The organism is Micrococcus sp. 63XJN7_8_ISO-PGPR-S23-253, from assembly GCF_056173425.1.
The window spans coordinates 1,110,852-1,122,969 of sequence record NZ_CM149673.1 but is presented as its reverse complement, the minus strand read 5'-3'; the positions used below and the strand labels follow the sequence as shown (position 1 = coordinate 1,122,969).

Annotated in this window: 11 protein-coding genes; 8 read left to right on the top strand and 3 right to left on the bottom strand. The window is 74.6% G+C overall.

Going from position 1 to position 12,118, the window contains the following annotated elements; translation table 11 throughout:
* The first annotated feature begins 29 nt into the window (after positions 1-29).
* The 8 genes from AC0VX4_RS05160 (at position 30) to AC0VX4_RS05125 (ending at position 9,839) form a co-directional block, all read left to right on the top strand.
* Positions 30-1,121, top strand: coding sequence for an FKBP-type peptidyl-prolyl cis-trans isomerase (locus tag AC0VX4_RS05160; RefSeq protein ID WP_065573075.1), 1,092 nt, complete (start codon positions 30-32; stop codon positions 1,119-1,121).
* A 32-nt stretch (positions 1,122-1,153) separates the two neighbouring features.
* Positions 1,154-1,549: an FKBP-type peptidyl-prolyl cis-trans isomerase gene (locus tag AC0VX4_RS05155; RefSeq protein ID WP_010078659.1), complete on the top strand. Its 396-nt coding sequence runs from the start codon at positions 1,154-1,156 to the stop codon at positions 1,547-1,549.
* Between the two features lie 16 nt (positions 1,550-1,565).
* Positions 1,566-3,665 (top strand): helix-turn-helix transcriptional regulator, encoded by a 2,100-nt coding sequence (locus AC0VX4_RS05150; protein WP_475464656.1) that lies wholly within the window; start codon positions 1,566-1,568, stop codon positions 3,663-3,665.
* Between the two features lie 37 nt (positions 3,666-3,702).
* Complete coding sequence (locus AC0VX4_RS05145; protein WP_002855080.1) at positions 3,703-3,960, top strand: twin-arginine translocase TatA/TatE family subunit; 258 nt, start codon at positions 3,703-3,705, stop codon at positions 3,958-3,960.
* 20 nt (positions 3,961-3,980) lie between these two features.
* Positions 3,981-4,838 (top strand): twin-arginine translocase subunit TatC, encoded by an 858-nt coding sequence (gene tatC / locus AC0VX4_RS05140; RefSeq protein WP_098471709.1) that lies wholly within the window; start codon positions 3,981-3,983, stop codon positions 4,836-4,838.
* Between the two features lie 74 nt (positions 4,839-4,912).
* Complete coding sequence (locus tag AC0VX4_RS05135) at positions 4,913-7,903, top strand: DEAD/DEAH box helicase (RefSeq protein WP_098471710.1); 2,991 nt, start codon at positions 4,913-4,915, stop codon at positions 7,901-7,903.
* A 19-nt stretch (positions 7,904-7,922) separates the two neighbouring features.
* Positions 7,923-9,017 (top strand): hypothetical protein, encoded by a 1,095-nt coding sequence (locus AC0VX4_RS05130; RefSeq protein WP_144824001.1) that lies wholly within the window; start codon positions 7,923-7,925, stop codon positions 9,015-9,017.
* Positions 9,018-9,107: 90 nt separating this feature from the next.
* Positions 9,108-9,839: a polyprenol monophosphomannose synthase gene (locus AC0VX4_RS05125; RefSeq protein WP_036315073.1), complete on the top strand. Its 732-nt coding sequence runs from the start codon at positions 9,108-9,110 to the stop codon at positions 9,837-9,839.
* Positions 9,840-9,915: 76 nt separating this feature from the next.
* Here AC0VX4_RS05125 and AC0VX4_RS05120 read toward each other — a convergent pair whose 3' ends face one another.
* The 3 genes from AC0VX4_RS05120 to AC0VX4_RS05110 form a co-directional block, all read right to left on the bottom strand.
* A complete protein-coding gene (locus tag AC0VX4_RS05120) occupies positions 9,916-10,263 on the bottom strand; it encodes an RNA polymerase-binding protein RbpA (protein ID WP_060774975.1) in 348 nt (115 codons plus the stop codon).
* An 87-nt stretch (positions 10,264-10,350) separates the two neighbouring features.
* Positions 10,351-11,541, bottom strand: coding sequence for an SPFH domain-containing protein (locus AC0VX4_RS05115; RefSeq protein WP_098471713.1), 1,191 nt, complete (start codon positions 11,539-11,541; stop codon positions 10,351-10,353).
* Between the two features lie 61 nt (positions 11,542-11,602).
* Entirely contained in the window at positions 11,603-12,079 is a 477-nt protein-coding gene (locus AC0VX4_RS05110; protein WP_123243835.1) for an NfeD family protein, read from the bottom strand.
* Positions 12,080-12,118: the final 39 nt, after the last annotated feature.

The following is a 12,118-nucleotide window of genomic DNA, read 5'->3' as shown; positions in this document are numbered from 1 at the left end:
GCCCAGGACACGCCGTTAGGGTGACACGCATGAGTTCGTTCGAGACCCCCCAGCCCCCGACGGCCCGCCGCCGTCGCCGCCTGCTGCCGCTGCTGTCCCTCGGTGCCGCGGGCCTGATGCTGGCCACCGCCTGCGCCACCGGCGACGACGGGGCGGACCAGCCCCACAGCGACACCGCGTCGGCCTCCACGTCGGCCGCCCCCGAGCGGGCGGCCGTCGGCGAGGGCCAGGGGGAGCCGGACGCCCTGACGGGGGTCACCTTCACGGAGGGCGACGGCGGGGCGCCGACGGTCGAGATCGACGGGGAGATCGACACCGACCAGCCCACCACGCGCGTGCTGACCGCCGGCGAGGGGGAACAGGTGCAGGAGGGCGACGTCCTGAAGATGTCGATCGCCGTCGTCGACCCGGCCAGCGGCGAGGTGGTCGCCGAGAACTTCAGCGGCGAACCGGAAGCCGTGCCTGTGGACGACCAGCTCAAGTCCATGAACCCGGAGATCCACGACATGCTGGTCGGCAACGGCGCCGGCACGATCGTCGCCGCGTACAGCCCCGAGTACGACGTCTCCGTCCCGCAGACCGAGAGCGCGTCGCCGAGCGCCTCCCCCTCCACCCAGACGCAGCCCGCCCAGCTGTTCGTCTACAAGATCGACGCCATCCTGCCGAAGCAGGCCGAGGGCGAGGAGGTGACCGAGCGGGACGAGCGCCTGCCCGACGTCACCGTGGACGAGCAGAGCGGCCGGCCGAGCATCGCGAAGCCCGACGGCGAGGCGCCCCAGGAGCTGGTGGTCCAGCCTCTGATCCAGGGCGAGGGCCGCGAGGTCGGTGCGGACGACACCGTGACCGTGCAGTACGAGGGCGCGAAGTGGTCCGACGGCGAGGTCTTCGACTCGTCCTGGGAGACGGGCCAGGCGATCACGTTCTCCCTCAACCAGGTCATCGAGGGCTGGAAGGAGGGTCTGGCCGGCCAGAAGGTGGGCTCGCGCGTCCTCCTGTCGATCCCGGCCGAGAAGGCCTACGGTGAGCAGGGCAGCCCGCCGGACATCGGCGAGAACGAGCCCCTGCTGTTCGTGGTGGACATCCTGGACGCCCAGGCGCCCGCCACCGAGTCGGCGAACTGACCCCGTCCACGAGAACCCCAGAGGAGAGCACCGTGTCCTTCGGACAGCGCGACTACGACCGCACCAAGCCCGAGATCGACTTCCCGGGCGAGACCCCGCCCACCGAGCTCGTGGTGGAGGACCTGATCGAGGGCTCCGGCCCGGCCGTCGAGGCCGGCTCCCGCGTGCAGGTCCACTACGTGGGCGTGGCCTGGTCCACCGGCGAGGAGTTCGACGCCTCGTGGAACCGCGGCACCCCGCTGCCCCTGACCGTCGGCGTCGGCCAGGTCATCGCCGGCTGGGACCAGGGCCTGCTCGGCATGAAGGTCGGCGGCCGCCGCCGCCTCGAGATCCCGCCGCACCTGGGCTACGGCGCCCGCGGTGCCGGCTCCGCGATCGGGCCGAACGAGACGCTCATCTTCGTCTGCGACCTCGTCTCGGTCGACTGACCCCGGACGCCCGCCCGTGACCCCACCCGCCCCGCGGCGCGCCGGCGACGAGGCCGCCGAACGCATCATCTCGCTGCTGTGGCTGCTGCTCTCGGCGCCGCAGGGCCTGGAGCGCGATCGGATCCGACGGCAGGTCGTCGGCTATGAGGGGCTCACGGACGCCGCCTTCGAGAAGCTCTTCCAGCGGGACCGCCGCGTGCTGCGCGCCGTGGGGGTCACGCTGGAGACGCTCGAACCCGCGGGCTTCGACGAGGGCGAGGCGGGGGTGCGGCACCGCGTCGTCCGCGATGCACTGCTGCTGCGCGACCTCGACCTCACCGTGGACGAGCGCCGCGCCCTCGTGCGGGCGCGGCGCCTGTGGGGGGACTCGCCGCTGCGCGCCGACGTCGTCCGCGCCGTGGGCCTGCTGTTCCAGCCCGCCACCGACCTCACGGGCGACGACGAGCTGGCCGGGTACCACACCCTCATGCCCCGGGCCGACCCCCGGCTCGAGGCCCTCACCCAGGCTGTGGCCGACGAGGCCGTGCTGCGCTTCCCCTACCGCGACGCGCGGGGGCGGGCCACCCGGCGCACCGTGCGGGCCTGGTTCCTCACCCTCGTGCGCGGCCGCTGGTACCTCACCGGCTGGGACCTCGACCGCGCCGCCGAGCGCAGCTTCCGGCTCACCCGGATGGAGGGGGAGCCGCGCCGCCTCGAGCGCGCGACGGACGCCCCCGGCCGTCCCGAGGACCACGACCATGCCGACCTCGTGGCGCGCCTGGCCGGACAGGCCGACGCCGAGCGGGTCCGCGTGTGGCTCGCGCCCGGCCGGGGCCAGGGCGTCCGCGCGGTCGGTGAGCCCGCCGAGCCCCGCGTCGAGGACGGTGCCGCACCGGGACCCGACTGGGAACTCTGGGAGGCCCCCGCCGGGCCTCGCGAGAACGGCCTCGCCGCGGAGATCGGCGGCCTGCTGGGCTGCGCCGTGCCCTCGGCCGCGCACCTGGACCTGACCGACCGCGTCCGCGCGGGCCTGGCCGCCGCGGCGGAGGCCCACGCCGGCCCCGCCGACCCGGCCCTGCTCGAGGTGGCGCTCGCCGCGCCCGTCCGGCGCCGCGCCCGCGACTCGAGCGAGGACCTCGTGGGCCGCCTGCTGGACATCGTGGGGCTGGCCAACCGGGCCGGTGGGGTGGACCGGGCGGAGCTGCGCGCCCGCCTCGGCATCACCGACGAGCGCCTCGACGCCGACCTCGAGACGCTGCGCTACTGCGGCATGCCCGAGCGCGACTTCCCCGGCTTCCAGTTCGAGGTGGCGGAGGTGGGCGGCCGCGTCCATGTGGAGCGCGCCGCCGACCTGGCCGGCCCCGTGCGGCTGACGCGCCCCGAGGCGCACAGCCTCGTCGCCGCCCTGCAGACGGTCGCGGACCTGCCGGTGCTGGACGAGGCCGACCGCGAGGCCGCCCGGTCCGCTCAGCGCCGGATCCGCGCCGCGGTCCTGGACGCGGGGGCCCCGGACGCGGACGACGCGGACGACGCCGCCCTCCAGGAGGCCGAGGCGCACACCGCCGGCGAGCCCCCGGTCGCCGTCGCCGCCCACTGGGACGTGGCCGTGGACCCCGCGACGGTGCGCACCCTTCTGGCCGCCGTGGCGGAGCGGGCCGTCGTCCACCTGACCTACCGCTCCGTGCATGCCGATGCCCTCACCGAGCGGGACGTGGAGCCGCTGGCCCTGGTGCAGGACGGGGCGCGCCTCTACCTGCAGGCGTGGTGCCGCCGCGCCGAGGACCACCGGGTGTTCCGGGTGGACCGGATCAGCGCGCCCGCACCCACGGGGGAGACGTTCGCGCCCCGGGCCCGGCCCGCGCGCTGGCGGGTCCATCCCGACGACGCCGCGGGGGTGCCCGTGCTGCTGCGCTGGGCCCACCCCGTCCGCGACGCGGCCGCCGGCTACCGCCCGGACGCCCAGGCCGACCTGCCCGACGGCGACCGGCTCACCCGGGTGCATCTGACCGACGCCGGCGTGGCCGCCGCGCTGGTCGGACGCCACGGCGGCGCCGTCGAGGTGCTGGCCCCCGCCGACCTCCGGGCGTCCGTGGCGGACGCGCTGGACGATGCCCTCGCGGCACTGCCGGCGCGGTAGCCTGGACCCCGGAACCCCATCGAAAGGACCCCTCATCATGGCTGGACTCCAGGGCTGGCAGCTCGTCATCATCATCCTGCTCGCGATCCTGCTCTTCGCGGCGCCGAAGCTGCCCGCGATGGCCCGCAACCTCGGCCAGTCGATGCGCATCTTCTCCTCCGAGGTGAAGCAGATGCGCACCGAGGGCAAGGGCACGACGGACGAGCGCTCCGGCGCCGGCTCCACCGCCGCGGACGAGCCGGTCGAGGGCCGCGTCGTCGAGCGTGACGAGACCGACCCGCGCGACCCGCGCTGAGCCGGAAGGACTCCCACCCGATGACCGAGGTCGACGAGGTCGCCCGCCGCACCCGGCGCCGCCGGAAGCGGCGGGACAACCCCACCGGCGAGATGCCGCTGCGCGAGCACCTCACGGAGCTGCGCAACCGACTGCTGAAGTCGGCGCTCGCCGTCGCCGTCGGCATGGTGATCGGGTTCCTCGTCTACCAGCCGGTCATGGCCGAGCTGTACCGGCCGATCAAGGAGCTGTCCGAGCAGGGCTACACGGCGGCGATCGCGTACGACACCGTCGCCTCGCCGTTCGACATCATGCTGAAGATCAGCATGTTCGTCGGCCTCATCCTGTCCAGCCCGGTGTGGCTCTACCAGATCTGGGCGTTCATCGTGCCCGGACTGAAGAAGTCCGAGAAGAAGTACGCCCTCGGCTTCATCGCGGCGGCCGTGCCGCTGTTCGTGTTCGGCCTCGCGCTCGGCTGGCTCGTGATGCCGCAGGCCGTCCAGTTCTTCGGCGGATTCACCCCCGAGGGCGGCGGCATCCTCCCGACGGCGTCGGTGTACATCAGCTTCGTCACGCGTCTCTACCTCGCGTTCGGCGTGGCCATGGTCCTGCCGGTGCTGCTGGTGGGACTGAACATGCTCGGCATCCTGCCGGGCCGCACGATCGTCCACCACTGGCGCATCACCGTCTTCGTGATCATGCTGATCGCCGCGATCGCCGCCCCCGGTGCGGACGCCATCTCCATGTTCTACATGGCCATCCCGCTCGTCGTCCTCTTCGGCGTGGCCATCGCCCTGTGCCTGTGGGGGGACCGTCGTCGCGCCCGCCGCTCGGGGCAGCGCGAGGTGGACGTCGAGGCGGAGCTCGCCGCAGGCCCGAAGCCGCTCGATCAGATCTGAGCGGCGTCCGCCGCGGCCCGCCCGCCCGGATGCACGACCACGACGGTGTCCGGACCCGCCAGTAGGGTGGGGCCATGGCCCACCACCCCGCGTCCGCGACCCCGCACGACGAGCCCGAGCTGAGCCCGGCGGAGCGCTACGCCCGTGCCCGGGCGGCCCGGCACCATGCCGGCTCCGAGCTCGGCCGGTTCGCCGCCCGCGTGGGCTTCCCCCTCGACGACTTCCAACGCCGCGCGTGCGCCGAGGTCGAGGACGGCCACGGCGTCCTCGTCGCGGCGCCCACCGGCGCCGGCAAGACGGTGGTCGGCGAGTTCGCCGTCCACCTGGCCCTGGCCCGCGGCACGAAGGCGTTCTACACCACCCCCATCAAGGCCCTCAGCAACCAGAAGCACGCGGACCTCGCCCGCGTGCACGGCGCGGAGAACGTCGGCCTGCTCACGGGGGACACCTCGGTCAATCCGGACGCGCCCGTCGTCGTGATGACCACCGAGGTGCTGCGCAACATGCTGTACGCGCAGTCGGACACCCTCATCGACCTCGGCTTCGTCGTCATGGACGAGGTCCACTACCTCGCCGACCGGTTCCGGGGCCCGGTGTGGGAGGAGGTCATCATCCACCTGCCCGAGCACGTGCAGCTGATCTCCCTGTCCGCCACGGTGTCCAACGCCGAGGAGTTCGGCGCCTGGCTCGACACGGTCCGGGGCGCCACCACCGTGATCGTCTCCGAACACCGGCCGGTGCCGCTGTGGCAGCACGTCATGGCCGGGGGCCGGCTCTACGACCTGTTCGCCGAGGACATCGCCTTCGAGGACACTGCGGACCGGGACGGGGAGGCCCTGCTCAACCCCGAGCTCAAGCGCCTGGGGGAGGAGGCCGAGCGCCGGTTCCAGCGCGCCGACTGGGGGCGCCCCGGGCGGCAGCAGCACCGCGACGGGCGCGGGGGCGGCACGAAGGGGCGGGCCAGGGGCGGCCGGCACACGGGTCGCGACGGCGGTCGGGGCCGGACCGGCTCGTCCGCACTGGACCGGGAGCGGCCGGTCTCCGGTCGGCCGGGCGGTCACGACGGCGGCCCACGGCGCGGACCGCGGCTGTCCACGTCGCGTCCGGAGATGATCCGGGCCCTGGACCGCGACGGGCTGCTGCCGTGCATCACCTTCATCTTCTCGCGGACCGGCTGCGACGCCGCCGTGGAGCAGTGCCTGCGGGCCGGGCTCGACCTCACCACGGCGCGGGAGAAGGCGCTCGTGGCCGAGCGGGTCGAGGAGGCGGCGCGCCTGCTGCCCGTCGAGGACCTGGAGATCCTCGGGTTCTGGGCGTGGCGGGACGGTCTGTCCCGGGGCTTCGCGGCCCACCACGCCGGCATGCTGCCCCCGTTCAAGGAGGCCGTCGAGGATCTGTTCGCCGCCGGCGCGCTCAAGGCCGTGTTCGCCACGGAGACCCTCGCCCTCGGCATCAACATGCCGGCCCGCTCCGTGGTGATCGAGAAGCTGGTCAAGTTCAACGGCGAGAACCACGTCGACATCACGCCGGGGGAGTACACCCAGCTGACGGGCCGGGCGGGCCGCCGCGGCATCGACGTCGAGGGCCACGCCGTGGTGATGTGGCGTCCCGGGCTGGACCCGGCCGCCGTCGCGGGCCTGGCCTCACGCCGCACGTACCCGCTGCGCTCCTCGTTCCGACCCACCTACAACATGTCCGCGAATCTGCTGGCGCAGGTCGGCGCGGAGCGGGCGCGGGGCATCCTCGAGTCCTCGTTCGCCCAGTTCCAGGCGGACCGCTCCGTGGTGGGCCTGGCCCGCGAGGTCCGTTCGAAGCAGGCGAGCCTCGAGAAGTACGAGGAGGCCATGCAGTGTCACCTCGGCGACTTCGCCGAGTACCTCACCCTGCGCAAGGAGCTCGCGGCCGCGGAGAAGTCCGGCTCGCAGGGACGCCGTCGAGCCCACCTGGCCGCCGTGAAGGACTCGCTCGCGAACCTCGCGGTCGGGGACGTCGTCGAGCTCGACGCCGGCCGCTCGCTCGGCCGGGCCGTCGTCGTGTTCCCCGCCGGCAACCCCCAGAATCCGCGCGTCGGCGTCGTCACGGACAAGGCGCAGCTGCGCCGCATCACGGTGGACGACGTCGCCGGGCCGGTCGAGCCGGTGGCGGGCGCCGCCCTGCCCCAGGTGGTGCAGGTGAAGACGCCCGCGCAGCGCAAGGACGTCGCCGCGCTCATGCGCGAGGCCGTGCGCACGGGCCGCCCGCCCGCCGGAGGCCGCCGCACGGCGGGCTTCCGTCTGCGGGAGGACCCGGCCGCGCCCCGGGTCGAGGAGCTGCGCCGGGCACTGCGCCGCCACCCGTGCCACGGCTGCCAGGACCGCGAGGACCACGCCCGTTGGGGCGACCGCTGGTGGGCCATGCGGCGGGAGGTCTCCGTCCTGCGGGAGCGCATCGCGGGCCGCACCAACACCATCGCCCGCACGTTCGACCGCGTGGTCGGTCTGCTGCGCGCCTACGGCTACGTCCAGGAGGACGCGTCCTCGCCCCGTGCGGCGCTGACGGAGCGCGGCGAGGCCCTGCGCCGGATCTACGGCGAGCGGGACCTGTTCACCTCGCTGGTGCTGCAGGATCCGGCCACGGACGGCCTGACGCCGGAGGAGTGGGCCGCCGTCGCCGCGCTGCTCGTCTACCAGGGCAAGGGGGAGACCGAGCCCGGACTGGTCCCGATGCCGACCCCTCGGCTCGCGCGCGTCGCGGAGGCCGCCGAGCGCATCGAGGAGCGCCTGCGCACGGACGAGGCCCAGGCACGGCTCGAGCCGACGCCCCGGACGGACCCCGGGCTGGTGGCGCCCATGCACCGCTGGGTGCGGGGGGCCACCCTGCGCCGCACCCTCGAGGGCGCGGACCTCGCCGCGGGGGACTTCGTCCGCTGGGCGCGGCAGGTCATCGACGTGCTGGACCAGCTGGCCAACGTCCCCGGGGACACCCGTCGCAGCCGTGCCTGCCGCCGGGCCGCGGACCTCGTCTCCCGCGGCGTCGTGGCCACCTCGCTGCCGGCGGCCTCGGCGCCGCGCGCAGACGAGGACTGACACGGGCTAGGGTGGGCGGGTGAGCGCACACCTGTTGACCCGCGGCATCATCCACTCGACGACGGACCCGTACGCACAGGCGCTGCTGGTCCGGGACGGGATGATCGCCTGGCTCGGCGCGGACGACTCCGCGGACCGCGTGGCCGACCCGGGTGACGAACGGCGGGACCTCGACGGCGCCGTCGTCGTGCCCGTGTTCGTCGAGCCCCTGGCCCGGCCCGCGGACGCGCGTGACGCGCTGAGTCGCGGCACCGCCGTCGTGACGGTCCTGGCCGGGCCCGAGGACACGGGCGCCGCGCCCGCCGACGAGGACGTCCAGACGGTCGTCTACCGGCACGCCGACCGCGTGGACGCCGAGGCGGCCGGGGTGTGGCTGCCCGTCGGGACCGACACCGACCCCGCCACGCTCACCGGCCTCCTGACGGCCTCGACCCAGGCGGGGGAGCAGGCCTACCTCGTCCCCGACGGCGGTGCGGACGCCGGACCCGCCGCCCAGGACGTGGCCCTGGCCGCCCTGCGCTCGGTCGCGGAGGAAGTCGGCACCGCCGCCCTGGGCCGCGTGCGCCATCGGCTCGTGGTCACCCACCCGGTCACCGCCGAGGACCGCGCCTTCCTGGCCGCCGCCGGGGTCAGCGCCACCGTCGTCCCCGACGCGGACGGCGTGCTGCACGCGCCCGTGGCGAGCCTGCTGGCCGACGCCGTCTCCGTGTGCCTGGGCGCCGGCCCGGCCGGGGACCCGTGGGCCGCCGTCCGGTCGGCGCTGTCCCACCCCGACCCGGACGAGCGCATCTCCGCCCGCTCCGCCTTCGCCGCCGCGACCCGCACCCCGCTGCGCGCGCTGCCCGACGCTCCGGCGGCAGGCCTGTCCGTCGCCCCGCGCCTGACCGTGTCGGCCCCGGCCGTGTTCGGCGTCTGGGACGCGGACGCGGTGGCCGTGCAGTCGCCGGACGGCCGGGTGGCGGCGTGGAGCACGGACACCCGGGCCGGCACGCCGCTGCTGCCGGCCCTCGACGCCGAGACCGCCCTGCCCCGCTGGCGGGCCACCTGGGTGGACGGCCGGATCGCCGCGGAGGACGTGGCCCGCGACGCGCGCGACGCCGCGACGCCGGCCTGAGGCCTCTGCTTCCTATACTCGAACGGATGCGATGGCCCGTCCGACCGGCGGGCCGCCCCCACGACCCCGGCCGGAAGGCGAGAACCGCACATGCGCGTGCTGACCATCATCCCCACGTACAACGAGATCGAGTCGCTGCCGCTGACCCTCGGCCGACTCCGTGACGCCGTCCCGGAGTCCGACGTTCTCGTGGTGGACGACGCCTCCCCGGACGGCACCGGCGACTGGGCCGACGCCCGCGCCGCCGAGGACCCCTCGGTGCACGTGCTGCACCGCACCACCAAGGACGGCCTGGGCGGCGCCTACATCGCCGGGTTCCGCTGGGGCCTGGAGCGCGGCTACGACGTCCTGGTCGAGATGGACGCGGACGGCTCGCACCAGCCGGAGCAGCTGCCGCGCCTGCTGGAGGCCGTCCGCACCGCGGACCTGGTGATCGGCTCGCGCCGCGTGCCGGGCGGCAAGATGGTGAACTGGCCGACCTCCCGCAAGATGATCTCGTGGGCCGGCTCCCTGTACCCGCGGATCATGCTCGGCCTCAACCTGACGGACATCACGGCGGGCTACCGCGCCTACCGGGCCGACACGCTCCGTGCGATCGACCTCGACGCGATCGAGTCCAAGGGCTACGGGTTCCAGGTGGACATGACCTTCCGCACGGCGCGCCTCGGCAAGCGGATCGTCGAGGTCCCGATCACGTTCGTGGAGCGTGAGCTCGGCGAGTCCAAGATGAGCGGCGGCATCATCGGCGAGGCCGTGGTCAACGTGACCCGGTGGGGCCTGGCCGCGCGCTGGGAGGGCCTGCGCGCCCGCCTCGGCCTCTGAGGCGCACAGCCCCCGAACGACGACGGGGCCGGATCCATGGCGGATCCGGCCCCGTCGTGCATGGGGGAGCGGCGGTTCAGGCGTCGACCTCCTCGCCGCGGCTGGCGCGCAGCTTGTTGAGCTGGATCTTGTAGGTCTCCTCCAGCTCCTCGAGGCTGCGGCGCTCGCGCAGCATGTCCCAGTGGGTGCGCACGGGCTTGCCCTCGGTCTCAGCCGGCTTCTCGCCGCTGACGAGGAACGCCTCCTTGCCGGTCTTCGAGGTCCAGGTGGCCGGCACGTCCGCCTCCACGGAGAAGGTCACGAACACCTGCTCGCCGTCCTCCGTGCGGTACTCCACCCGCTGCCGGGCGGCGGGCTCGACGCCGGCCTCGGACTCCAGGGACTGCGCGCCCAGGCGCATGCCCCGCAGGCTGCGATCGCTCACGTTTCCTCCTCGTCAGGCCGCGCCGAGGCCCGCGCGGGGGCGCGGGCCGATCGAGGCGCGGCGGGTCGTCCTCACTGATGGAACCATTCAGTGTCCCACAGCATTCCCGTCGGCCTCGCCCGCCGGGCGGGTGCCGGGGGTGCGGCCGGCCGACGGGTCGGGCTCGATCTCCTGCGGCGTGGCCAGGGCCTCGTCGAGCGAGGTCTGCGGCATGTCCTCCGCCGTCACCGCGCCGGCGGTCATCGCGTCCATGACGCCGCTGGCGCGCAGGGCGTCCGCGGTGGTGGGACGGGACCCACGCGGCCGACGCGCGCGCTCCGGGGTGACGCCGACGTGCTCGGCTCCCGGCTCGCCCGCGCGGTCCCCGGAGTCCCGACGCCGGGGTGCGTGCTCCGGGGTGGGGCGGCCGCCGTCGCCGGGGGCGAACGCCTCACCGAGGCCCTGCAGGGCGCGGGTGAGCTCGGCGGGGACCACGAACATGGTGTTGGCCTGGCCGTCGGCGATCTTGGGCAGGGACTGCAGGTACTGGTAGGCCAGGACCTCGGAGTCGGCACCGCCGGAGTGGATGGCGTCGAAGACCACCTCGATCGCCTCGGCCTCGGCGTTGGCGCGCAGCACGCGGGCCTGAGCCTCGCCCTCGGCGGAGAGGATCTGGGACTGACGCTCGCCCTCGGCCGTGAGGATGGCGGCCTGCTTCGTGCCCTCGGCGGTGAGGATGGCGGCGCGGCGGTCGCGCTCGGCGCGCATCTGCTTCTCCATCGAGTCCTGGATGGACATGGGCGGGTCGATGGCCTTGAGCTCCACCCGCGAGACCCGCAGGCCCCAGCGCGTGGTGGCGTCGTCCAGCACGCCGCGTAGCTGGGAGTTGATGGAGTCGCGGGAGGTCAGCGCCTCCTCGAGGTTCATGCCGCCCACGACGTTGCGCAGGGTGGTGGTGGTGAGCTGCTCCACCGCGTGGATGTAGTTGGCGATCTCATAGGTCGCGGCCTTGGCGTCCGTGACCTGGAAGTAGACGACCGTGTCGATGGAGACGACGAGGTTGTCCTCGGTGATCACCGGCTGGGGCGGGAAGGAGACGACCTGCTCGCGCATGTCCACCATCGGGAGCATGCGGTCCACGAACGGGATGATCAGGGTCAGCCCGGCGCCGGCCGTGCGGTTGTACTTGCCGAGGCGTTCGATGTTGGCCGTCCGCGCCTGCGGGATGATCTTGACCGAGGAGGCCACGATCACCGCCGCGAGGACGGCGAGGACGACGAGGACGATGAGGGTTTCCATCGGGGTCCCTTCTTCTGGGGTCGGTGCGGTCGGTGCGGTTGGAACGAGGACGTGGGGCGGCTCAGGCGCCGTCCGCCTCCCAGTCGATGCGGGGGAGCGGGCGGACCACCAGGGTGGCCCCATCGATGCGCAGGACGGTCACCTCGTCGCCGGGGGCGACCTCGGGCGCCCCAGGCTCGACGCGGGCGGACCAGGTGTCGCCGTCGACGGCGAGCGTGCCGGCGTCGCCGGTGATCGCTCCCTGGGCCGCGACGCGGCGCCCCGGGAGCGTGTCCAGGTAGGAGGCGCCGGCGCCGGTGTCCTTGCGCAGGTGGCGCAGCGCGACGGGGCGCACGGCGGCGAGCATCAGCAGGGCGACGGCGGCGAACGCCGCGAGCTGGAGCGCGGGCGGGCCGCCAACGAGCGCGACCACCCCCGCCGCGCCGGCCCCGGCGGCGATCATCAGGAAGACGAGGTCGAGGGTCAGCAGCTCGACGCCGGCCAGGCCGGCGGCCAGCACCAGCCACAGCCAACCCGCGTTCGCCTCGATCCACTCCATGCGTGCGCTCCCCTCCGTGTCGGGTGCGCGGACGGGTCT